The organism is Cupriavidus sp. GW821-FHT07C08 (assembly GCF_059419025.1).
In genome coordinates this window covers 259,501-280,805 of sequence record NZ_JBWKQZ010000007.1, presented here as the reverse complement: position 1 = coordinate 280,805, position 21,305 = coordinate 259,501, and the positions used below count along the sequence as shown (strand labels likewise).

The 21,305-nt window shown below is 64.3% G+C and carries 21 protein-coding genes, 1 tRNA gene and 1 pseudogene; 13 read left to right on the top strand and 10 right to left on the bottom strand.

Annotation, left to right across the window (positions count from 1 at the left end; all coding sequences use genetic code 11):
• Window positions 1-600: 600 nt before the first annotated feature.
• The 3 genes from AC07UK_RS12360 (at window position 601) to AC07UK_RS12350 (ending at window position 3,231) form a co-directional block, all read left to right on the top strand.
• The gene (locus tag AC07UK_RS12360) at window positions 601-978 is read left to right on the top strand and encodes a hypothetical protein (RefSeq protein WP_494686713.1); all 378 of its coding nucleotides are present in this window, start codon (window positions 601-603) and stop codon (window positions 976-978) included.
• Between the two features lie 361 nt (window positions 979-1,339).
• The gene (locus tag AC07UK_RS12355; protein WP_494686714.1) at window positions 1,340-2,155 is read left to right on the top strand and encodes an NAD-dependent epimerase/dehydratase family protein; all 816 of its coding nucleotides are present in this window, start codon (window positions 1,340-1,342) and stop codon (window positions 2,153-2,155) included.
• A 5-nt stretch (window positions 2,156-2,160) separates the two neighbouring features.
• Window positions 2,161-3,231, top strand: coding sequence for a class I SAM-dependent methyltransferase (locus tag AC07UK_RS12350; RefSeq protein WP_494686715.1), 1,071 nt, complete (start codon window positions 2,161-2,163; stop codon window positions 3,229-3,231).
• On the opposite strand, the gene AC07UK_RS12345 is transcribed toward AC07UK_RS12350, so the two are convergent.
• The 6 genes and pseudogenes from AC07UK_RS12345 to AC07UK_RS12320 form a co-directional block, all read right to left on the bottom strand.
• A complete protein-coding gene (locus AC07UK_RS12345) occupies window positions 3,145-3,363 on the bottom strand; it encodes a hypothetical protein (protein WP_494693873.1) in 219 nt (72 codons plus the stop codon). The genes AC07UK_RS12350 and AC07UK_RS12345 overlap by 87 nt on opposite strands.
• Window positions 3,314-3,460: pseudogene (locus tag AC07UK_RS12340) on the bottom strand (DUF2514 family protein); the annotation flags it as partial. The pseudogene AC07UK_RS12340 and the gene AC07UK_RS12345, both read right to left, overlap by 50 nt.
• A gap of 485 nt (window positions 3,461-3,945) precedes the next feature.
• Window positions 3,946-4,248 carry a hypothetical protein gene (locus tag AC07UK_RS12335; protein WP_494686717.1) on the bottom strand — a complete coding sequence of 101 codons (303 nt, stop codon included), beginning with the start codon at window positions 4,246-4,248 and terminating at the stop codon, window positions 3,946-3,948.
• A gap of 3 nt (window positions 4,249-4,251) precedes the next feature.
• A complete protein-coding gene (locus tag AC07UK_RS12330; protein ID WP_494686718.1) occupies window positions 4,252-4,716 on the bottom strand; it encodes a glycoside hydrolase family 24 protein in 465 nt (154 codons plus the stop codon).
• 119 nt (window positions 4,717-4,835) lie between these two features.
• Entirely contained in the window at window positions 4,836-5,978 is a 1,143-nt protein-coding gene (locus AC07UK_RS12325) for an acyltransferase family protein (protein ID WP_494686719.1), read from the bottom strand.
• 148 nt (window positions 5,979-6,126) lie between these two features.
• Window positions 6,127-6,264: a hypothetical protein gene (locus tag AC07UK_RS12320; RefSeq protein WP_494686720.1), complete on the bottom strand. Its 138-nt coding sequence runs from the start codon at window positions 6,262-6,264 to the stop codon at window positions 6,127-6,129.
• 410 nt (window positions 6,265-6,674) lie between these two features.
• Between AC07UK_RS12320 and AC07UK_RS12315 the strand changes: the two genes are divergently transcribed.
• Both AC07UK_RS12315 and trmB read left to right on the top strand, forming a co-directional pair.
• Window positions 6,675-6,749, top strand: a tRNA-Gly gene (locus tag AC07UK_RS12315).
• Between the two features lie 66 nt (window positions 6,750-6,815).
• On the top strand, window positions 6,816-7,604 hold the full coding sequence (gene trmB, locus AC07UK_RS12310; RefSeq protein WP_211980112.1) for a tRNA (guanosine(46)-N7)-methyltransferase TrmB: 789 nt from the start codon (window positions 6,816-6,818) through the stop codon (window positions 7,602-7,604).
• Window positions 7,605-7,669: 65 nt separating this feature from the next.
• On the opposite strand, the gene AC07UK_RS12305 is transcribed toward trmB, so the two are convergent.
• The 3 genes from AC07UK_RS12305 to AC07UK_RS12295 all read right to left on the bottom strand — a co-directional run bounded on the left by AC07UK_RS12305 (window position 7,670) and on the right by AC07UK_RS12295 (window position 9,537).
• On the bottom strand, window positions 7,670-8,551 hold the full coding sequence (locus AC07UK_RS12305; RefSeq protein ID WP_436223101.1) for an undecaprenyl-diphosphate phosphatase: 882 nt from the start codon (window positions 8,549-8,551) through the stop codon (window positions 7,670-7,672).
• Between the two features lie 78 nt (window positions 8,552-8,629).
• Window positions 8,630-9,190: a DUF1439 domain-containing protein gene (locus tag AC07UK_RS12300; protein WP_494686721.1), complete on the bottom strand. Its 561-nt coding sequence runs from the start codon at window positions 9,188-9,190 to the stop codon at window positions 8,630-8,632.
• A gap of 41 nt (window positions 9,191-9,231) precedes the next feature.
• Window positions 9,232-9,537 carry a YkgJ family cysteine cluster protein gene (locus AC07UK_RS12295; protein ID WP_494686722.1) on the bottom strand — a complete coding sequence of 102 codons (306 nt, stop codon included), beginning with the start codon at window positions 9,535-9,537 and terminating at the stop codon, window positions 9,232-9,234.
• Window positions 9,538-9,806: 269 nt separating this feature from the next.
• On the opposite strand from AC07UK_RS12295, the gene AC07UK_RS12290 reads away from it, so the two are divergent.
• The 6 genes from AC07UK_RS12290 (at window position 9,807) to AC07UK_RS12265 (ending at window position 17,679) form a co-directional block, all read left to right on the top strand.
• The gene (locus tag AC07UK_RS12290; protein WP_494686723.1) at window positions 9,807-10,622 is read left to right on the top strand and encodes a TetR/AcrR family transcriptional regulator; all 816 of its coding nucleotides are present in this window, start codon (window positions 9,807-9,809) and stop codon (window positions 10,620-10,622) included.
• A gap of 2 nt (window positions 10,623-10,624) precedes the next feature.
• Complete coding sequence (locus AC07UK_RS12285; protein WP_494686724.1) at window positions 10,625-11,734, top strand: efflux RND transporter periplasmic adaptor subunit; 1,110 nt, start codon at window positions 10,625-10,627, stop codon at window positions 11,732-11,734.
• A gap of 11 nt (window positions 11,735-11,745) precedes the next feature.
• Window positions 11,746-14,982, top strand: coding sequence for an efflux RND transporter permease subunit (locus tag AC07UK_RS12280; protein ID WP_494686725.1), 3,237 nt, complete (start codon window positions 11,746-11,748; stop codon window positions 14,980-14,982).
• 113 nt (window positions 14,983-15,095) lie between these two features.
• Window positions 15,096-15,749, top strand: coding sequence for a protein-L-isoaspartate O-methyltransferase family protein (locus AC07UK_RS12275; protein WP_018311229.1), 654 nt, complete (start codon window positions 15,096-15,098; stop codon window positions 15,747-15,749).
• Window positions 15,750-15,762: 13 nt separating this feature from the next.
• Window positions 15,763-16,086, top strand: coding sequence for a rhodanese-like domain-containing protein (locus AC07UK_RS12270; RefSeq protein ID WP_013957704.1), 324 nt, complete (start codon window positions 15,763-15,765; stop codon window positions 16,084-16,086).
• 75 nt (window positions 16,087-16,161) lie between these two features.
• Complete coding sequence (locus AC07UK_RS12265; RefSeq protein ID WP_436222411.1) at window positions 16,162-17,679, top strand: TolC family outer membrane protein; 1,518 nt, start codon at window positions 16,162-16,164, stop codon at window positions 17,677-17,679.
• A gap of 68 nt (window positions 17,680-17,747) precedes the next feature.
• On the opposite strand, the gene AC07UK_RS12260 is transcribed toward AC07UK_RS12265, so the two are convergent.
• Window positions 17,748-18,572, bottom strand: coding sequence for an META and DUF4377 domain-containing protein (locus AC07UK_RS12260; RefSeq protein WP_436222412.1), 825 nt, complete (start codon window positions 18,570-18,572; stop codon window positions 17,748-17,750).
• A gap of 355 nt (window positions 18,573-18,927) precedes the next feature.
• Here AC07UK_RS12260 and AC07UK_RS12255 point away from each other — a divergent pair, with 355 nt between their 5' ends.
• Together AC07UK_RS12255 and AC07UK_RS12250 are read left to right on the top strand one after the other, a co-directional pair.
• Entirely contained in the window at window positions 18,928-20,217 is a 1,290-nt protein-coding gene (locus tag AC07UK_RS12255) for an O-antigen ligase family protein (protein ID WP_436222413.1), read from the top strand.
• Window positions 20,214-21,305, top strand: coding sequence for a glycosyltransferase family 4 protein (locus AC07UK_RS12250; RefSeq protein WP_436222414.1), 1,092 nt, complete (start codon window positions 20,214-20,216; stop codon window positions 21,303-21,305). Before AC07UK_RS12255 ends, AC07UK_RS12250 begins: the two co-directional genes overlap by 4 nt.

Genomic DNA, 21,305 nt, shown 5'->3' with positions numbered 1-21,305 from the left:
CCGACTGCTCAAACGCCTCGCCGATCTCGGGTGTCAAGTGGTTCCCATGGCTCATGCTGTCTAGCGCTTCCTAGTAGCAGCCGAAGCACTTCCGGAAGCCGCCGCCACGTCACCCGCTTGCGCGCCTTCGGCAATCCCGCATAGAATCGCGTGCCCTGCGAGAGTCGCATAATGCCTATTATGCTTAGCTTCCCAAGCTCAGTAAGTTTTTAGGATTTACGCGCGTTTCCGGCAATTTCCTGCTCCGCAATCACCCTCCTCTGACCGCCCGGAAAGCCGCATACCTGCGTGCCTGATTTCCGTTCTGCGGAGCAAAATCCCGCCTCGATTCACCCTGCTTTCGACGTGCCCAGACCTTCGCCGGCGCCACACGCTAGACGTTCAATTCGCTGACTTCGGAGGCAGTCGAGGGCAAGCATCGCAGAGCGGCAGTGTGCCTTTGCGGTATGCTCGCCTTTTCGGTTTGAAATAGCCTCTTAGATACTGATATGACTACCCATGGGAGATGCGGGCGCCACACGGCCTATGGCAGTCTCGTAGGCAGCGCGGATGATTCTAAGAAGGCCGACGAACAGTCGCAGTGAAGGGGAGATCTACAGGATGGGTGTCATCGCCATGGCGGGAGCCGTTTTTTACTTTTGGAGGTTTGCAAGCCGGCGGGCAGCAATCCTGTTGATAGCATTCCTCGCTTTCGGATTCCTAGCATACTGGACCAATCCTGATGGTAGGCGCTGCGATGGCAAGACTTGGTTCTGCGACCTCGTTCCAGAAAGTGCCAAGGTAGTAGCTGCAGCACCTCAAGAGGCTGAGCCATGCCCCGCGGAAGAGCCGATCACCACCCGAATATTCCAGAGCGATGCGGCTAACGCTGAAGTCCATCGTCAGATTCAGGCGGGCGTTTGCCAGCAGAATGCAATCGACCGGGTCGCAAAAGGCTGGAAGGCGCCATACGACCCAGAATACCAGTCACAGCGTTGAGGATGGCGCCACGCTTTTCGGGCACGCTCTGACGCTGGCGCCGGAGGGAGTGGTGGCGAAGCGCGCGGGATCGGTGTACCTGTCCGGCGAGCGATTGCCCGACTGGATGAAGATCAAGCAGCTTGGGGCGGTGCCGCCCCGAGCGATTCAAGCGAAAAGGTGCCGACGCGTGCGGACGCGTCGGCATGTCGCCTTTGGCATAGATGGGCTGCCACTGACTGCCGGCCCATCCAGCGACGGGCGAATGCTATCTGCCCCCCCAATCAGTGTCAAGCGTATCAAGCGCCACCCAGCATAACCACTGCAGGGCGATACAATCACGCATAAACTCGATCGTCATGCCGAGTGAGGGAGATGCCACGTGTCACAAATTATCGTAACCGGCGCCACCGGTTTCATTGGACAGAATTTGATCCCGTTATTGCTCAAGGGCGGTTACGAAGTCGTGGCTCTGGCCCGCGACGAAAACAAGGCTCGCGGGTTGGATTGGTATGGTGGCGTGCGATTCGTTTCGCTCGATTACCACACGAATCCACTAAATTTCGACGTGAAGTCAGGCTCGTCACTGATCCATCTCGCATGGCAGGGCCTGCCTAACTACAAGTCGATGCTCCATATCGAAGAGAACTTGCCGAAGAACTATCGGTTGGTGAAGCAACTGGTCCTGGCCGGCGTGACCAAGGTCTTGGTGACGGGCACATGCTTCGAGTACGGCTTTCAGAGCGGTCCAATTCGCGCAGATGCCTCCCCACGACCGGCCAATCCGTATGCAGTGGCAAAGGACAGCCTGCGGCAGTTCCTAGAACTGCTACAGGCGGAAACGCCATTCACTCTGCAGTGGGCTCGCCTGTTCTATATGTATGGGAAAGGACAGAACCCCAAGTCAATCCTTGCCCAGCTCGACACCGCAATCGCGAACGGCGACAAAGTCTTCAACATGAGTGGCGGAGAGCAATTGCGCGATTACTTGCCCGTAGAGGAAGTGGCGCGGCAAGTCATGGACATCCATACCGGCGACTCTGGAGGCGTCTTCAACGTCTGTAGCGGCGAGCCCATATCGATCCGCAGGCTTGTTGAAGAACGGGTCCGGGCCAAGGACGCATCGATCCAACTGAACCTTGGATACTACCCATACCCAGACTATGAACCGATGGCGTTCTGGGGCGCGAAGGAATAAGCAAGATGTTTCTCGTACCAACGATACCGAATAGCCCGCTCTGCGCCCCCACGGCGCCAGACACGCAAGGCGAAATGCGGCTGCGCCGAAATCGGAACCTCGATTTCATCGAGAACGCTGCATTCGACCCCACTCTAGCCAAGTACGACGACAATTACCAGAACAGCCAGGCATACTCGGAGGCCTTCCAGGCCCATATGTCCGTGGTTCTCCGTACGCTGGAGAGAGCTTTCCCAGCTGGGGCGACTCTTGTGGAGGTCGGATGTGGGAAAGGAGACTTTGTGGAGCTAGCCCAAGCGAGCGGGCACTTCAAAGTCTCGGGGTACGACGCTACCTACGAGGGTACGAATCCGGCGATCGAGAAGCGCTATCTGGACGCTGACGACCGGATCAAAGCCGACCTAGTCGTTCTTCGGCACGTGCTCGAGCACGTCCGTGCTCCGCACAAGTTCCTAGCCATGCTGAAGGAGGTTTTTAGCGAGGCCAAGGTCTACATCGAGGTGCCGAGCTGGGACTGGATTGCCGAGAACAAGGCATTCTTCGACATCACCTACGAGCACGTCAACTACTTCTCTCGCAATTCGCTACGCGCGCTCTTTGACGGCGAAGTCGAGGCGGGACTTTGCTTCAATGATCAGTACCAGTACGTGGTCGCAGACATCAGCAAAGTCGCCCCCTCCTTCGAGGAAGCATACCGCAACGGCGAATGGGTACACCTGGCCTTCGCTGACCTGTTCCCGAGCGTGCCAGCAAAGATTGCGGAGATCGAGAGCCATATGCAGTCGGAATCGAATCTGTATATCTGGGGCGCCGCAACGAAGGGATGCATGTTCCTGGTTCACTGCAGCAACCAACGTCGCTTGGTAGATCGCGTGGGATTTGCCGTCGATGTGAATCCGCAGAAGTGCGGAAAATACCTGCCGGGTTCACACGTCGCAATCCGAGCGCCAGCGGATTTCTTCGCTGCCGCGAGGGACGGGGACGTCCTGCTAGTATCGAATCCGAACTACCAAGCAGAGATCAAGAGGGAAATCGCCAGGCACGGCGTCCAGGGCATCGAAGTCCTGTGCCTGTGAGCCATTAATTGCGACCGCCAGTCTGCGCGTCAGCCCGGCTGAGCACGTCGGTAAGCACATCGAGGGGATCGCCGGCTGCCGAGCTTCCGCCGTGAGCGGCGGTATTGCCGGCGGCGCGGGCGGCTGCGGCAAGCTGGGCAACTCTCACGCGCAGCTGCTCAGCAACGGCACCAGCGGCGCGAGCATCAACCCGCGCCTGATCACGTTCTTTCCCTGCAGCATTGGCGATTCCTCTCTGTCCTGCGTTGTTCTTCGGTGCGCGCGGCTTCTGATACCGCGGCTAAGGCGGTAGCCTGCCCTTCCCTCTCCTTCGCCTGCGCGGCCTGTAGCTGCTCGATCTGGCCGCCCAGGCGCCAACCGTTGACAACCCAGCCGGACGCCACCAGCAAGGCGGCTACGAGCGCCCATCCGATAGCCGCGCCACGGGATGTTGGTCGGCATCGGGATCAAGCCAGCCTCCGCTTCGCGACGTGCCGCAGCTCCAACCGCCAGACGCCCCACAGCACGCCAAGGGCGACAGCGAGGTTCAGGCCGATCTCGGGCTCGCTGGGGCACGCCCCAGGGGCTGACCATGTTGCCAAGCGCGGCGAAGTTGACCGGCAACAGCACGATGGCGCCGCCGGTCCGGTTGGGTACTCTATGCGTAAGCACGGCCCAGATCGAGCCACCCCAGATGATGTCGTTCGCCACCAGGTTGATCGTCATAAGCATGGGTCAACTCCCCAGGGTTTTCCTGCGCACTGCGGCGAAGATCTCCGGGATCTGCTGCATCCCGTTGTTCACGATGGCCAGGCCGAACACCGCCGCCGCGGCAACTGCGAGCATGTGTGTGTAGCTACCGGCCACCAGGCCGAACCGCTCCACGGCACAGCCGCCGACAAGGCAGCCGATACCCAGACTCCCGACAAACGAGAGCAGGCGCTGCCACCAATTCCCCGGAATGAACCTCAAGGCAATCGCCGAACCGAGCGCAGCTGCGCCGCCGACCTTCGCTACTACCACGACTTCTTCGTTCATTTGTCAGACCCCGCTATCAACCCCGCCATGCAGCTGGTACTGCGCCCTGAGGGCTTCGAATCTGTGCTCGCGCTGGCCGTAGCCGGCGCCTGGCAGGCTGGCCCATTCCTTTCGGCACTTAATGATGGCATCGGCAAGCCGGCCGGCCTGGATGTCGGGAAGCGCGCCGCGGCGGGTGATCAGATAGACGGCGACCTTGTCCTGTGCGGCGGGACTGAAATCCGAGGCGCCGCACGCGCGACTGGCCCAGCCCCAGGTGCCCGTTTTGATGCGCCCCGGGATGGCAGCCATGATCTGGTACCTTCCCTCGGCGTCGCTCCATCCCCACTGGGTCTGCACCGGGATGCGCGGGTGCTTGTCATAACCGCGGAAGATTGCCCGACCGACGTTGGCGTTGTAGCCGTCATCGCTCCCCGGAACGATTGACGTGCCCTCGCTGTAGGCCAGCATGTCCAAGAAGGCGGCCATGTTCTAGCCGCCGGGCAGCGCCGCCGGATCCGTTAATGGCATATCGACTCCATAAATGAAAAAGCCCGCCGAGGCGGGCAAAAAGACCGCCTATGCGGCGGCAATATCTGAAGCTTGATTTAAGCTGCCAACGGCGTTTGCGTTGAACCATCCCGCGACTGACTACTTTTCCTGGTGCGCAAGGCCTTCATCACGGGCCGTTCGATGAACCAGTGAATCAAAACGCCGAGCACTACACTGCCCACCACGGCAATAAACACTCCAGGCACACTCTTGCTTGCGCTGAGCCAGCCCCAGCGTTCACCAAGTGGCCGCATCGTCTCGATAAGGATGGTGTGGCACAGGTAGATTGCATATGAAGCGTCTCCCAAAAGGATCGCCACCTTGGAAGTAACGCGAGCACCAGCCGAATGCAGGATCAGGGACAGGAGAATCACGAGCGCAGGCATTACGAAGAGAAGCCATCCAACAGGAACAACCTCATTGACTAGCAATCTCATCTCATGAGAGCCAGCATTGACAATCACGAAGAGGATCGCAAACCCGAATACCAAGACCAGCAGCGGGGCCTTGTAGCGAGTCAGGTCGGACGGAAAAGCACGCCAAACGTAGTACGTAACGATGCCGAATACAAAATTCCACGTGTACTCGTTGGCGTAGAAGTGCAGGACCTGAAATGCACCATCGGTCAACTGATCCAAGCCCTTCACGCCAATGATTACTGCCACTGCAATGACTGGCGCAAGCCTCTTGCCTATCGCGAGTGAGACCGAGAAGACCAGATAGAAAAACATCTCTAGGTTCAGAGTCCAGCCAACTCCGAGGATCGGATGCATATCACCTACGTGATTCTTGTAGGGCAGGAAAAAGAAGCTCTTGAGGACACGGCCGGCCAAATCCCAGTCGTTAAGGCCGTGGCTGGAAAGAAGCCAGAACAAGATCTGCTTCGGCTCATGCAATAACCATTGAGCAACGAGCGGCACCGTATAAGGAAGATTGCCCAAGCCATAACTAAACCACAGCACTGAAAAGAGCGTGATCAGCCAATACAAGGGAACGATGCGAATCAACCGGCGGGCGAAGAACTCCGGGGCACTGGTCTCTGCCTGCGCCAGATACGTCATCAAGAATCCGCTCAGGGCGAAGAAGATCGCGACCCCCTGAAACTCGGTGTGCGTTCCACCCTTAATGACAAAGGCGGTGTGATAAAGCACGACCCCAAGTGCCGCAAGCGCCCTAACCAGTTGGAGGTTCGTTATCATTATTGTTACAGACAGCCGTATCAAGGCGCCGATTCTCCCACAATCGGCACCTTGCGTAACAACTTTGATACTTCGGCAGGTACAAGTGCCTAAGCTGGTACTTCTGGCCACTCTACCGGCGCAACTGTCAGATCCAGCCTGTTCAGCGCTACACGAGCGTGGCAACGCAGTTGGCGCGCAGCTCGCCACCCTGCAGCGCTGAGAGGTTCAACCCGTAGATCGGGATCGCAGTCAGACCATCCGGCGAGTACGTGGGAGGGCCGGTGTTCGCGTTGGTGATCTTCACGCGCTGCACCACACCATCCACCCACGTGCCAGCCGCTAAGGGAGTCGCGTAGGGCGACGCGCTCGAGCTGGCCGAGCAGAACGTCCAGGACGGGCACCTGGAGCCCTTCGCTGGCACTTCCAGAAGGCCAAGGAAGCCGCGGGGAAGGCCCACCCCGACCACGCCGAGCGCCTGGCCAACTTCTGACTGTACGATCTGCGCGCGAAGGCCGCCGAGGACACTAGCGACCAAAAGGGCGACGCCGCGGTGGCCGACCTGCTGGGCCACGCCGACGTGCGTACGACGAAGCGGCATTACTTGAGACGAGGTAAGCGTGTGGCGCCAACGAAGTGAATTGCGGAGCGGATACGCCATTGCGGAGCATGGACAGCGCCAAGAATCGTGCTAGAATCCGCTCCCAATAAGCCATAGCGGGCGTCGTATAATGGCTATTACCTTAGCTTCCCAAGCTAAAGACGTGGGTTCGATTCCCATCGCCCGCTCCACTTCCAGTCGAGACAAGCCGCCTTTGCCACCATTACGGTGATCTGCCCGGCGGCTTTTTTGTTGCCATGCTTCCCCAAGACCCCAGCACCGAACCGACGCCGGCTGACGACGCCGCGCCGGTAGACAGCGCCGGACAAGCGTCCGCCCCCTCCCCTGCCGATCCTGAAGGCGTTGCGCATCCGCGCCGCATCCGTTCGTTCGTGCGCCGCGCGGGACGGACCTCGACCGGGCAGCAGCGTGCCATCGACGAAGTCGGGCCGCGCATGATGGTGCCGTACGCGCCACAGCCACTGGACTGGGAGGCTGTATTTGGCCGCAAGGCGCCGTCGATCCTGGAGATCGGCTTCGGCATGGGCGAGACCACCGCGCATATCGCCGGCCTGCGGCCGCAAGACAACTTCCTGGGCTGCGAGGTGCATGAGCCCGGCGTTGGCGCACTGCTCAAGCTGATCGACGAGCGCGGCCTGGGCAACGTGCGGATCCTCCAGCACGACGCGGTGGAGGTGATCGCGCATATGCTGACCGATGACTGCCTGGACGGCGTGCATATCTACTTCCCGGACCCCTGGCACAAGAAGCGCCACAACAAGCGCCGGCTGGTGCAGCCGCCGCTGGTGAAGGTGCTGGCCGCGCGGCTGAAGCCGGGCGGCTATATCCATTGCGCGACCGACTGGGAAGAGTATGCGCACCAGATGCTGGAAGTGCTGTCGGGCGAGCCGTTGCTGGAGAACACCTCGACCGCTGCGGACGGTTTTGCCGAGCGGCCGGATTACCGGCCCGTGACCAAGTTCGAGCGGCGCGGCGTGCGCCTCGGGCATGGCGTGTGGGACGTGGTCTTCCGCAAGCGCGCCTGAGCGCTGGCGGCCGACCAACAAAAAAAAGCGTGGCCACGCTTTTTTGTTGCCTGCGGCAAACCCGCTCAGGCGTGCCAGGACACCAGGCCGGAGTATGCGGTCACCAGCACCACGATGCCAAAGGCGATGCGGTACCAGGCAAACGGCTTGAAATCATGCGTGGCGACGAAACGCAGCAGCCAGCGCACGCACAGGAAGGCGGACAGGAAGGCAAAGACGAAGCCCACCGCGAAGATGCCGAGGTCGTCGGCGTTGAGCAGCGCGCGCGCCTTGTACAGCTCGTAGACGGTGGCGCCGAAGATCACCGGGATCGCCAGGAAGAACGAGAACTCGGTGGCCACCTGCCGCGACAGCCCGAACAGCATGCCGCCGATGATGGTGGCACCGGAGCGAGAGGTGCCCGGCACCAGCGCGAAGCATTGCGCCAGGCCGACCTTGAGGGCGTCGCGCCAGTTCAGGTCATCGACCGATTCGATACGCGGCGCGCCGGCCTTGGCGGCCTCCAGCAGCGCATTGCCCTGCGGATGCGAGACCGTGCCGCGGCGCGCGTCGCGCCATTCGGCCAGCAGGATGACCACGCCGCCGACGATAAAGGCCAGCGCCACCGAGATCGGGTTGAACAGGTGGGCCTTGATCCATTTGCCGAAGATAAAGGCCAGCACGATCGCCGGCACCGAGGCGATCACCACGTTGGCGGCGAATCGTTGCGCCAGCGGGTCGGCGCGCAGGCCGCGCACCACGTTGCCGATGCGCGCACGGAATTCCCAGCAGACCGCCAGGATCGCGCCGAACTGGATCACGATCTCGAAGATCTTGCCCTTCTCGTCGTTGAAGTCGAGCAGCTGGCCGGCCAGGATCAGGTGGCCGGTGCTGGAGATGGGGAGAAACTCGGTCAGTCCTTCGACGATGCCGAGTATTACGGCTTTCAGGGCAAGTGCGATTTCCATGCGGAACGGAGAAACGTGGTCATGGGCGTTGCCCGGCATGCGCGCCGGACCGCCTGGATTGTTGTTTGAGCGCCCCGGTCAGGGACGGTTGATCTTGACGTTGATGCCGTCAGGCAAAACGGTGATTGTACCGGGTGCCACATTCATGCCGGCAACCCGCAGCTGGTCTTCGCGGAAGGTATAGAGCGGATAGCCCTGCAGCAGCTGCTCGGCCAGTATGCCGCCCAGCGCGTTGAGCTGGCGCGAGAACTGCGCGGGCATGCCCTGCACGTCGAAGCGCTGCACCTCGGGGTCCTGCAGCACCACCGAGCGCGTGGGCTCGTCATAGCGCAGGCCGCTGTCGAGCGCAAAACGCCCTGACAGGGCCCGGCTGAAGAACAGCTTGTTGTCGACCATGGCGTCAAACTGCACGTTGACGCGGTTGCGCGCCGGGTCCAGCGTCAGCTGCGGGTTGGCCAGCTGGATGTCGAACAGCTCCATATAGCGCTTGTTGAACGGAAACTTGCGCTCCAGCGCCGCCTGCAGCTGGCTTTGCGAGAAGGTGTATTCATTGCGGAAGGCGCCGCAGGCGGCCAGGCCCACGGCCAGCGTGGCCGCGGCAGCCGCGGCGAGCCAGCGCCGTCGGGAAGTCCGGATCATATTGCCTCCGATTGCGGGATAGTCAGGTCGCGTACCAGGCGTCATGCGAGCGGACCGGGCCGCCCGGGCCCGGCCTGCGGCGCGGTCAGGATTTCCAGCCGGGTCAGCCAGTGCAGCGCGGCTTCACGCGAATCGCCGCACATCTCGGCCGACGGCTTCAGGCCGCCGCAGAACGCAGGCCGGTCCGGCCTGCCGAACACCGCGCAGCGCATATCCGGCAACAGCTGCGCGCACGGCTCGCCCGCCGGCTTGCCGCCAGGCATGCCGGGCAGCGGCGAGGCGATCGACGGGGCGATGCAGCAGGCGCCGCAGCCCGCGCGGCAGGAAAGGTCTGACCGGCAACTCATGACGATGGTTCAGGATGGACGGCCGCCAGGCGGCCGGCACAAAGGGGACATTGTGCCCGAAGGGCCGCTGCCGTCCTGTAAGAAAAGGAAAACGCGGTAAGTCGCGCCCGGGCCTCGCCGGAAAAAGCGCACAACCCGCCACACGTCGTAATTTTGCCTCAGTGTCGCCTCGGTGTGTTCCCGAGGGTCGCCGGCCTCTGCTTGACCCCCTCATGGCGCTCATCTACATTACTGACCCACAAGTTATTAACTTTCCGACCCGCCCCCCCGTGCCCCGCAGTACCCGCAAGCCACCCGTGAAAACGCCCGCCGATCCGCACAAGGACGCCGACGCCCCGCGCTGGAGCCGGCGCAAGGCTGCCCGCCCGCAAGAGCTGGTGGCCGCGGCGCTCGACCTCTTCGTGGAGCGCGGGTATGCGGCCACGCGACTGGAAGACGTGGCTGCCGCGGCCGGCGTATCCAAGGGTACGGTCTACCTGTACTTCGCCAATAAGGAAGAGCTGTTCAAGTCGGTGGTGCGCGCGAACCTGGTGCCGGCACTGGCGCGCGGCTCCGACCTGGTCGACGCCTACGACGGCAGCACGCCCGAGCTGTTGCGCGAGCTGCTGCGCGGCTGGTGGGGCCTGATCGGCGCCACGCCGGTGGCGGGACTGACCAAGCTGATCATGGCCGAGTCGGCCAATTTCCCGGACATCGCCCGTTTCTATAACCAGGAAGTGATGGTGCCGGGCGATGAGCTGTTCGCCAAGGTGCTGGCGCGCGGCGTGGCACGCGGCGAATTCCGCGCGATGCCGGCCAACCCCACCACGACGCTGGTCTGTGCGCCACTGGTGTTCCTGATGCTGTGGCAGCGCGCGCTGCGTGCCACCGCCGAGAAGGACATCGACCCCGAGGCCTTCCTGGACGGCCTGCTGGACACTCTGCTGTTCGGGCTGACCACCGGCGACGCCCGCAATCGCCCGCTGCCGCCGCAGACCGGCCCCTATATCTGGGAACGCATCCGCGACGACATGCTGGCGCAACGCGCCGCCGCCATGGAAGCCGACACTGAGTCCGATCCCCCCGCGCCGCAACCCGGCCCCTGAACATGAAGCGAAAGACCCTGCTGATCACCGCCGCCTGCATCGCCCTTGCGCTGACCGCCACGGTCGCCGTGCGCAAGGCCGGCAGCGCGCGCCAGCCGCAGGCGCCGGCCCCGACGCTCAACGTGGTGGAATTCCTGCAGACCGACCTGGTCAGCGTTGCGCGCCAGGACCTCCGGGTGTCGCTGCCGCTGTCGGGCGGCCTGCGTGCGCTGAACCAGGCCTCGGTCAAGGCCAAGGTCTCGGGCGAGGTCAAGGCGGTGCTGGTGCGTGAGGGCGAGCCGGTGCGCGCCGGCCAGGTGATCGTGCGCATCGATCCCACCGAGTACGAGGCCAAGGTCGCGCAGGCGCGCGGCCAGATGCTGGCCACGCGCGGGCAGTTCGAAAACTCGCGCCAGAGCTGGGAGCGCAACCGCGAACTGGTTGGCAAGGGCTTTATCTCCAGGACCGCGTTCGACAAGTACCAGGCCGACCTGGACGTCGCCCGCGCCAACCTTGATGCGGCCCAGGGCGGCCTGGCGGTGGCGCAGAAGGCGCTGGCCGACACCGTGGTCAAGGCGCCGCTCGATGGCATGGTGGCCGCGCGCGCGGTGCAGCCGGGCGAGAAGGTCTCGCCGGATACGCGCCTGGTCGACGTGGTCGACCTGCGCGTGCTGGAACTGGAAGCACCGATCCCGATGGCGGACGTGGCGCGCGCCGCGGTCGGCCAGCCGGTGGCGCTGGACGTGGAAGGCGCCGGCCGCTTTACCGGCAAGCTGGTGCGCATCAACCCGGCCGTCAGCCAGGGCACGCGCAGCATCATGGTCTATATCCGCGTCGAGAATGCAGACCAGAAGCTGCGCGCCGGCATGTTCGCGCGCGGCGCGCTGGTGCTGGGCGAGCGTGCCGGCGTAGTGGCGGTGCCGTCCTCCGCGGTGCGCACGGAAGGCGAGCGCGCCTTTGTCTATGCCATCGACAAGGACACGCTGGCCGAGCGCCCGGTGCAGCTTGGCATCCGCGATGAGGCCAGCGGCATGGTGGAAATCGTCTCCGGGCTGGACGCCGGCACCGAGATCGTCCGCAACAACCTTGGCACGCTGCGCAGCGGCAGCCAGGTCAAGCGCGTCAAGGCGTAAGGACCCGCGCCATGTGGTTCACCCGCCTGTCGATCCGCAACCCGGTGCTGGCCACCATGATGATGATGGCCTTCATCGTGGTGGGGCTGTTTTCTTACCAGCGGCTGCCGGTCGACCAGTTCCCCGACATCACCTTCCCGGTGGTGGTGGTGCAGACCGAATACCCGGGCGCCGCGCCGGAGTCGGTGGAGTCCGACGTCACGCGCAAGGTCGAGGAGATCGTCAACACCATCTCCGGCATCGACGAGATCTTCTCGCACTCCTACCAGGGCACTTCGGTCGTCGTCATCAAGTTCGACCTGAGCGTCGACGTCGGTCAGGCCGCGCAGGACGTGCGCGACAAGATCGCACTGATCCGCCCGCAGTTTCGCGACGAGGTGAAAGAGCCGCGCGTGCTGCGCTATGACCCGTCCGACGCACCGATCTTCTATCTTTCGGTCTCCAACGCACCGGGCACCACCCGCAGCCAGCGCGAGCTGACCACCATCGCCGACCAGATCGTGCGCAAGCGGCTGGAGACGGTGCGCGGCGTGGGCGCCATCAATATCGTCGGCGGCACCAAGCGCGAGGTCGAGATCCGCATCCGGCCCGCGCAGCTCGAGGCGCTGGGGATCGGCGTGGACCAGGTGATGAACGCCATCCGCAACGAGAACCAGGAACTGCCCGCGGGCGAGCTGCGTTCCTCGGCCACGGAAACGGTGGTGCAGATCAAGGGCCGCGTGCCCACGCCGGAGGCGTTCCGCCAGCTCATCGTGGCGCGCCGCGCCGGCCAGCCGGTCACGCTGGGCGAGATCGCCGATGTGCGCGACGGCCAGGAAGAGCAGGAAAGCCTGGCGCTGCTGGACGGCAAGCGCGCGCTGTTCCTGTCGGTGGTGAAGGCACAGGGCCAGAACACCGTCGACACCGTCGACGGCCTGGTGCGCATGACCGAAGAAACACGCAAGCTGGTGCCGGCCGGCGTGCAGCTGAACGTGGTCAACGACACCGCGCGCGGCATCCGCAGCAGCGTCAAGGAGGTGCGATCGACGCTGCTGGAAGGCGCCTTCCTGACGGTGGCGATCGTGTTCCTGTTTCTGGGTTCGTGGCGCAGCACCGTGATCACCGGGCTGACGTTGCCGATCGCGCTGATCGGCACCTTCGGCGTGATGTATATGTGCGGCTTCACGCTCAACGTGATCACGCTGATGGCGCTGTCGCTGTGCGTGGGCCTGCTGATCGACGATGCCATCGTGGTGCGCGAAAACATCGTGCGCCACAACCTGATGGGCAAGGACCACCGCACCGCGGCGCTGGACGGCACCAACGAGATCGGGCTGGCGGTGCTGGCCACCACCTTCTCGATCGTGGCGGTGTTCCTGCCGGTGGGCTTCATGGGCGGCATCATCGGGCGCTTCTTCCACCAGTTCGGCATCACCGTGGTCGCGGCGGTGCTGATCTCGATGTTCGTCTCGTTCACGCTGGACCCGATGCTGTCGTCGGTCTGGCACGATCCGGACCTGCACGGCACCGGCAACAAGAAGAGCTGGTACGGGCGCACGGTGGGGCGCTTGCTGGACTGGTTCTCGGCAAAGATGGACAAGCTTGGCAACGGCTATGCCGGCATGCTGGGCTGGGCGCTGAAGCACCGGCTCGCCACCGCCATCATCGCCGCGGTGACCTTCTTCGGCAGCTTTGCGCTGGTGCCGCTGATCGGCACGGAATTCGTGCCCAATGCCGACCTGGGCGAGACCCAGGTGGGCTTCACCACGCCGGTGGGCACCTCGATCGAAGTCACCGAAGCCAAGGTGCGGCAGGTGGAAGCCGCGCTGAAATCCTTCCCCGAAGTGGCCTACACCTACGCCACCATCAACTCGGGCAATGCCTCGGGCCGCAACAATGCGCTGGTGTCGGTGCGCCTGACCGAGCGGCGCTCGCGCCAGCTGTCCACAGCGCAGCTCAACCCGCTTATCCGGCAGCGCCTGGCGGGCATAGCCGGCATCACGCTGACGATGGTGGGCATGCCCGACGGCGCCGGCGGCCAGAAGGCGATCCAGGTATCGATCCAGGGCGATGACCTGGACGAACTGCGGCGCCTGTCCAAGGAAGCCGGCACGCGCATGAAAGCGATCCGCGGCCTGGCCGACCTGGACTCGAGCATGAAGGACGACCGCCCCACCATCGAGGTGCGCATCCGGCGCGAGCTGGCCTCGGACCTGGGCGTGGGCGTGGCGCAGATCGGCAACGCCCTGCGCCCGCTGCTGGCCGGCGACGCCATCAGCTCATGGCGCGCGCCCGATGACGAGAACTACGACGTGCGCGTGCGCCTGCCCAAGGATGCGCGCACCGGCATGGCCGACCTGAGCGCGCTGATGATCGCCAGCAGCCAGACCAACGCCGACGGCTCGCCCAGGATGGTGCCGCTGCGCCAGATCGCCGAGCTGGTGCCGACCACCGGCGCCAACCAGATCAGCCGGCGCGACCTGAACCGCGAGGTCGAGCTGACCGCCAACGTGGCCGGGCGCTCAGCCGGTGAAGTCGCGCGCGACGTCAAGGCCGCGCTGGACGGCATGAGCTGGCCGGCCGGCTACAAGTACCGCTTTGGCGGCTCGACCAAGTCGATGAACGAGTCCTTCGGCTACGCCGTGTCGGCGCTGGCGCTGGCGGTGATCTTCATCTACATGATCCTGGCCTCGCAGTTCGCCAGCTTCTTCCAGCCGATCGCCATCATGACCTCGCTGCCGCTGACGCTGGTCGGCGTGTTCGCGGCGCTGCTGCTGTTCCGCTCGACGCTGAACATGTTCTCGATCATTGGCTTCATCATGCTGATGGGGCTGGTGACCAAGAACGCGATCCTGCTGGTGGACTTCGCCAACCAGGCGCGCCAGGGCCATGTGGACGGCGCCGACGGCCGCCAGCCGCTGTCGCGCGAGGCAGCGCTGGTGGAGGCCGCGCGCGTGCGGCTGCGCCCCATCCTGATGACCACGCTGGCGATGATCTTCGGCATGGTGCCGCTCGCCTTCAGCCTGGGCGAAGGCGCCGAGCAGCGCGCGCCGATGGGCCAGACCGTGATCGGCGGGATCATTACCTCGTCGATCCTGACGCTGGTGGTGGTGCCGGTGATCTATACGTATCTTGATGATTTTGGGGCCTGGCTGCGCCGGCTGTGGCAAGGCAAGGCGGCCAGCGAGCCAGCCGCGCACGCCCAGCCCGTACCCGGCCGGCAAGCGGCGCCGGACCGGCCGGCTCCGGCGGAGGCCAGCGCGGAATGAGCCCGGCGGCGTCTGCAAGGTTAAAATAAAGGGTTTGATAAGACTGTCCGGCCGTGGCACCGCGCGGCCGGCGCACAGACCGACAGCGGTTGGCATTGGTAAGGAATGGCAAGATGGATCTCGAAAAAGCCCGATTCAACATGATCGAACAGCAAATCCGCCCGTGGGACGTGCTGGACCAGGAAATCCTGGACCTGCTGGCGGTGGTCAAGCGGGAGCAGTTCGTCCCGGCCGCGTACGCCTCGCTGGCGTTCGTCGACATGGAGATTCCGCTGCCCGCCGGGCAGAACATGCTGGCCCCGCGCGTGGAAGCCCGCATCCTGCAGGACCTGGCCGTGCGCAAGCATGAGAACGTGCTGGAAATCGGCGCCGGCTCCGGCTACATGGCCGCCCTGCTGGCCAACCGCGCGCGCCACGTGCTGACCGTGGACATCGTGCCCGGGCTGGTCGAGCTGGCCCGCACCAACCTGGCCAACGCCGGCGTCACCAACGTCGACGTGGCCGAAGGCAACGCCGCCGACGGCTGGAGCGCCGCCGCGCCCTACGACGTGATCTGCATCTCGGGCTCGCTGCCGGCGATTCCGCAGTCGATCCTGTCGCAGGTCAAGGTGGGCGGCCGCATCGCCGCCTTCATCGGCGAGCTGCCGGTGATGGAAGCGCGCCTGGTCACGCGCGTGTCCGAGACCGAATACCAGGTCGTCAACCTGTTCGAAACCGCGGTCAAGCCCCTGCAGGGCGCGGCCCGGCCGTCGCAATTCCAGTTCTGAGGACGGAACCACCATGCAGGTCATCAAAGCGGCCGAACTGGCCCAGTGGCTGGCCGATGCCAGCCGCGCCAAACCGGTCCTGCTCGACGTGCGTGAAGGCTGGGAGGTGCAGACCTGCGCCATGCCCGGCATCACCCACATCCCGATGCGGGACATCCCCGCGCGCGCGGCCGAACTGGACGAAGACGCCGACATCGTCTGCATCTGCCACCACGGCGCACGCAGCATGCAGGTGGCGGCCTATCTGGAGCGCCAGGGCTACGCCAGGGTCTACAACCTGACCGGCGGCGTCGACGCCTGGGCCAGCGATGTCGACCCGGCCATGCCGAAGTACTGAAGCGGCAGTCCAGCACAGCAACACCAAGAAGAAACGACTGTAGCCGCGGCCCGTGCCCGGCAACCTGGAGCTTTCATGACGTTTGCGCCCAACGCCCTGCCCGGAGTGATCCGGACACGCCTGGCGATCGCGGTTTCCCTGCTTGCCCCGCTGCTGGCCATGCTGCCCGCGGCACCGGCAAGCGCGGCCGACCTGCTGCAGGTCTATCGCGATGCGCAAGCCAATGACGCGCAGTTTGCCAGCGCGCGCTCGCAGCTGCTGGCCACGCGCGAGCGGCTGCCCCAGGGCCGCGCCGGGCTGCTGCCGCAGGTGGTCGGCACCGCGGGCGTCAACCGCACCAAGCTCGACCAGACCGCCTCCTTGCCGATCGGCGGCTCGCCCAGCGCCTCCGGCACGCGTTTCTTCAACAACAACAACTGGCAGCTGCAACTGAGCCAGCCGCTGTTCCGCTGGGACCGCTGGGAAACCTACAAGCAGGGCGAACTGGCCTCGCTGGCCGGCGAAGTCAGCTTCCAACAGGCCGAGCTCGACCTGATCACGCGCAGCGCGCAGGCCTATTTCGACGTGCTGGCGGCACAGGACAACCTCTACCTGGCACGCGCGCAGAAGAAGGCCATCTCCGAGCAGCTGGAGCAAGCCAAGCGCAATTTTGAAGTCGGCACCGCCACCATCACCGACACCAACGACGCCCAGGCCCGCTACGACCTGGCCACCTCGACCGAGATCGCCTCGCAGAGCGACCTGGAGATCAAGCGCGCCACGCTGCAGCAGATCACTGGCAAGCCGGTCGACGAAGTGCTGGGCCTGCGCCCCGAGGCACCCATCCCCGGCCCGCAGCCGCCCGACGTCAACGCCTGGGCCGCGCAGGCAGAGACCAGCAACCTGCAGGTGAACCTGGCCAGCTACAACCTGGAAACCGCACAGCGCGAGACCAACAAGGCCAAGGCCGGCCACCTGCCCTCGGTCGACCTGGTGGCCTCATACGGCTTCACCAACCAGACCGGCAGCGCCACGCAGGCGATCTCCACCCATTACAACGCCTCGCAGATCGGCGTGCAGCTGACCATGCCGATCTTCGCCGGCGGCCAGATCCAGTCGCGCGTGCGCGAGACCCTGGCCCTGGCCGACAAGGCCGCCAGCGACCTGGAATTCGCGCGCCGCACCGCCGCGCAGACGGCCCGCCAGACCTACTCCGGCGTGTCCAACGGCCTGGCCCAGGTCAAGGCCCTGGAAGCCGCCGAACGCTCGGCCACCAGCGCGGTGGAATCCAACCAGCTCGGCTATGAAGTGGGCGTGCGCATCAATATCGACGTGCTGAACGCCGAAGCGCAACTGTTCTCCACCCGGCGCGACCTGGCCAAGGCGCGCTACGACACCATCATGAACGGCTTGAGGCTGAAGGCCTCCACTGGCGTGCTGCAGGAAGCCGACGTGGTGCAGATCAACACCCTGCTGACCTCGTCGCCGGGCGCGCTGTATAAGCTGCCCGCGCCCGCCCAGGCCGGCGCCAGGGCCCCGGCAACCCCGCGCGCCTCGGTCGAGCGCCGCGGCACGCGGCGCGAAGCCACGCCCGCGGGAGCACCGCGCACCTGATCCTTCGGAGAACGCCGCAACGCAAATGGGCCGCAACTGCGGCCCATTTGCATGAACGGCGTCGCCCCCTACTTCGCCCGCGTACGCGACTCCACCTTCAGCAGCTGCCAGCGGATCGACGACGCATCCGCCGGCGGGTTCGGCACCTGGTACTCACGCACGCGCAGCTTGTAGGCCACGCCCGGCTCAAAGTCCAGCCCCTCGATCGGGCCATACCAGAGCTGCCAGGGCGCCTCCGGCGATTCGCGCCAGCGGTAGCACGTCATCTTGCCCACGCCCGAGCACTCCACGCGCTGCGAATCGATGTAGACCACCTTTTCCACGCCGCCAGCCTCCACACTCGCTCCACGCTTGCCCAAGCCTTCGCGCTCGACAAACTGCAGCAGGTCGCCGCCGGCGGTCTTCCAGATGATCTGCCGGCCCGTGCTGCCCGCCGACGGCTGCGTGCCGACCGTGGCAAACGGCGTCTGCATCGCCTTGAGCAGAGCCGATTCCAGTTCCATGCGCGGCGGCGGGCAAGCCATGCGCGTGCCGGCAATGCGGTCGAAGCGGATGCCGGTATCGGTCTTGCCATAGCTGCCGGTAAAGCGGTTGCAGCCACTGGTGCCGCTGACCGTGCCCTGCGCGGCATCGATGCCCTCATTGAACTCAAATATGATGGGCTGGCCGTTGTCGCCGTGCGGGATATCGCGCAGCGCGCCGTCGGGCTGCTGCCAGCGCACCAGTTCCCAGCGGCTGGGGCCGGAGGGTTGGGTCTGGTTGAGGTTGGTGCCGGCGGAGGGGAGGTCCGGTGCTGTCGCGGTCGTGCAGGCCCCGAGCATGGCTGCCACCAGCAAAGCGGCCGCGCCACGGGCAGGCAGAGCAAAGGGAAGCAGGCAGGTACGGCTGTGCATGAAGAACTCCTGTGATTAGCCGCGCAAGAACGGCCGCATGGCTTGTGCAGTCGGCAGGTATGCCATCGCGAATGCCGAACGGTGCACCTGCCTGCGGACCATTAGTTTAGCAAGCGACCTGCGCACCTCAATAAAGTAGCGAATAAGGCATATACATCCTGTAACGCCCCCACAACGCCAAGCGGCTAGGATGCGGGGATCCAGATATACCACCACGGCCATCCGATATAATCGCCCCGCCTGGCGCAGCAATGTGACCGAAGGGCTCCGCCGCTCAAAAGGCGGTGATAACAATGAAGGATGGAACGGCACACCCCTACCGGGTGCACAAACCCTTCCATCGGAATCCTCCTCCATGCTCTTGATGATGAGATTGCAGAGATCCCAATCTCACGGGATCGAAAAAGCCTTCTACCTGGCCGCCTGCGCTGTCCTGGCGGCGTTCCCCGCGCTGATGTTTGTCAAGCCGACGCTCAGCAACATCTGCTATGGACTCCTGCTCGGCTGGAGCGCCTGCACCCTCGTTGCCGGCGGACGTGCGGGCTTGGTGGAATGTGGCTCGCTGCTGCGCCGATACTGGCTGTTCATGCTGGCCATGGCGGCGCTGCCGCTTGCGGTGCTGCTGCAGCAACTGCTGGCGGGGGCGGAGGAGCCGCATGTTTCCTACCTTTACCTGCGCTTTGCTTTGTTCATCCCGTTGGTTTTTGGGATGGTACGGCTTGGCAGGGGTGGGATGCGGAGTGTGCAGTGGGGTTTCGTGGCTTGCGCACTCCTTTCTGCCGTTTGGATTCACGAGGCGGCAGCTGCCGGCCGCCCAGCTCACGTAGGGTTCTCCAATATCATTCCCCTTAGCAATCTTTCCATGCTGATGGGAATACTCGCCCTGATTTCAATTGGATGGGATCGTCCCAGAGACTATTTGCAATCGGGCACGAAGCTGCTGGCCGGCCTTGCTGGCCTGTACGCCTCATACATGAGCGGCACGCGTGGCGGCTGGATCGCCATCCCCGTGCTGGCGATCATTGCGTTGGCAGCATCACGCAGATTGACTCGCTTACACAAGGCGGCTGCCCTCGCCGGACTGGCTGGTCTCATGGCCCTCACCTGGTTCGGCAGCGCCTGGGTGCAGCAGCGCACGACAGAGGTTGTATCCGAACTGTCTCAATTTGATCACCATGTAACACCGGACACGTCGATCGGGATACGGCTACAGCTGTGGCGAGTATCGCTCCAGATGGTGCAGGCTCACCCCTGGACCGGCGTGGGGCCGGAGAACTTCGAGCAGACCCTGGAAACGCTTGGGGCGCAGCATGTGATCTCCCCGCTCGCTGCCACCATGCCGCATTCACACAATGAACTCCTGCATGCTACGGCCACGCTCGGCATCCCGGGCCTATTGGCAATCCTTGCTCTGTATCTGGTACCGGCCGCCTTCTTCCTGCGCCACCTTGGCAATGCAGACCGGGGCACGCAAGTCGCCAGCGCCATGGGCCTGGCCCTGTGCTGCGGCTTCATGGTGTTCGGCCTGACCGAGGTCATGTTCGCCACGACCCTGGTCAATGCCTTCTACAGCCTGATCATGGCTGTGTGCTTTGCTTACGTGGTTGCGCGCAAGGACGCTTTGCCCGCGCAGGCGGCCAGTTGAGCCAGGACTCACGACGGCACATCTGCTTCCTGACCGGGACATTGAATGCGATGGCCGGCGCGGAACGGATGACCGCAACGATCGCCAATGCGCTGGCCGATCTTGGCCATCATGTCACTATCCTTAGCCTCTGGGACGCTGCCAGCCAGTTTCCGTTGCATCCACGCGTGCGCCATGAAGCGCTGTACGCGCAACGGCCCTCTTTCAAACGCGCCTATTTCGCCACGGTCGCCGGCATCCGCAGGCACTGCACCGCGCATCGCATCGATGTGCTGGTACAGGTCGACACCATGCTCGAACTGTTCGTGCTGCCTGCCACCCTCGGCCTGGGCCTGCACCATATCGCGTGGGAGCATTGCCATTTCGACGAGGATCTCGGCAAGCCGGCGCGCAAGGTGGCACGGCGACTGGCCGCGCAGTTCTGCCGGCAGGTAGTCGTGCTGACAGAGCGGGACCGCCGCCGCTGGCTTGAGGCACTGCGGCCGCGCAGCGAGGTCGTCGGCCTGCCGAATCCGCTGCCGTTTCCGATGCCGGCCGAACCCGCGCCACGCATGCAGAAGACCGTGCTGGCCATGGGCCGTCTGGTCCCGGCGAAAGGCTTTGATATCTTGCTGCGCGCCTGGCAGAAGGTGGCGGAAGCGGAACCGGAATGGCAACTGGTCATCCACGGCGAAGGCGAAGAGCGCCCTGCCCTCACTGCACTGATCGGCCAGCTGCAACTGCAAGACCGGGCCAGCCTGCCGGGTATCTGCCAGGATCCGGCGCAGGCCTACGGGCATGCATCGGTCTTCTGCCTGAGTTCGCGCTATGAGGGATTCGGGCTGGTGCTGATCGAAGCGATGGCCTTTGGCCTGCCAATCGTATCGACCGATTGCGAGACCGGCCCCCGCGAACTGCTCGTTCCAGGACAGGATGCGCTGGTGGTTCCCGCGGATGATGCCGATGCGCTCGCCAAGGCGCTGCTGACGGTGATCCGCCAACCGGAACTGGCGAGCCGCCTTGGCGCCGGTGGCCGCCACAAGGCAAGCCATTTCACGCTGGAGCGGCTTGCCCTGCAGTGGGAGGCCCTGGTCAAGGCACCAGGGTAA

Bases quoted from the DNA above. Each gene is read 5' to 3' on its own strand.
- AC07UK_RS12265 (WP_436222411.1), top strand. From the start codon at position 16,162: ATGACGTTTGCGCCCAACGCCCTGCCCGGAGTGATCCGGACACGCCTG.
- AC07UK_RS12295 (WP_494686722.1), bottom strand. From the start codon at position 9,537: ATGAGTTGCCGGTCAGACCTTTCCTGCCGCGCGGGCTGCGGCGCCTGC.
- AC07UK_RS12335 (WP_494686717.1), bottom strand. From the start codon at position 4,248: ATGAACGAAGAAGTCGTGGTAGTAGCGAAGGTCGGCGGCGCAGCTGCG.
- AC07UK_RS12350 (WP_494686715.1), top strand. From the start codon at position 2,161: ATGTTTCTCGTACCAACGATACCGAATAGCCCGCTCTGCGCCCCCACG.
- trmB (WP_211980112.1), top strand. From the start codon at position 6,816: ATGCTTCCCCAAGACCCCAGCACCGAACCGACGCCGGCTGACGACGCC.
- AC07UK_RS12305 (WP_436223101.1), bottom strand. From the start codon at position 8,551: ATGGAAATCGCACTTGCCCTGAAAGCCGTAATACTCGGCATCGTCGAA.
- AC07UK_RS12255 (WP_436222413.1), top strand. From the start codon at position 18,928: ATGCTCTTGATGATGAGATTGCAGAGATCCCAATCTCACGGGATCGAA.
- AC07UK_RS12360 (WP_494686713.1), top strand. From the start codon at position 601: ATGGGTGTCATCGCCATGGCGGGAGCCGTTTTTTACTTTTGGAGGTTT.
- AC07UK_RS12260 (WP_436222412.1), bottom strand. From the start codon at position 18,572: ATGCACAGCCGTACCTGCCTGCTTCCCTTTGCTCTGCCTGCCCGTGGC.
- AC07UK_RS12300 (WP_494686721.1), bottom strand. From the start codon at position 9,190: ATGATCCGGACTTCCCGACGGCGCTGGCTCGCCGCGGCTGCCGCGGCC.
- AC07UK_RS12325 (WP_494686719.1), bottom strand. From the start codon at position 5,978: ATGATAACGAACCTCCAACTGGTTAGGGCGCTTGCGGCACTTGGGGTC.
- AC07UK_RS12280 (WP_494686725.1), top strand. From the start codon at position 11,746: ATGTGGTTCACCCGCCTGTCGATCCGCAACCCGGTGCTGGCCACCATG.
- AC07UK_RS12285 (WP_494686724.1), top strand. From the start codon at position 10,625: ATGAAGCGAAAGACCCTGCTGATCACCGCCGCCTGCATCGCCCTTGCG.
- AC07UK_RS12270 (WP_013957704.1), top strand. From the start codon at position 15,763: ATGCAGGTCATCAAAGCGGCCGAACTGGCCCAGTGGCTGGCCGATGCC.
- AC07UK_RS12330 (WP_494686718.1), bottom strand. From the start codon at position 4,716: ATGGCCGCCTTCTTGGACATGCTGGCCTACAGCGAGGGCACGTCAATC.
- AC07UK_RS12275 (WP_018311229.1), top strand. From the start codon at position 15,096: ATGGATCTCGAAAAAGCCCGATTCAACATGATCGAACAGCAAATCCGC.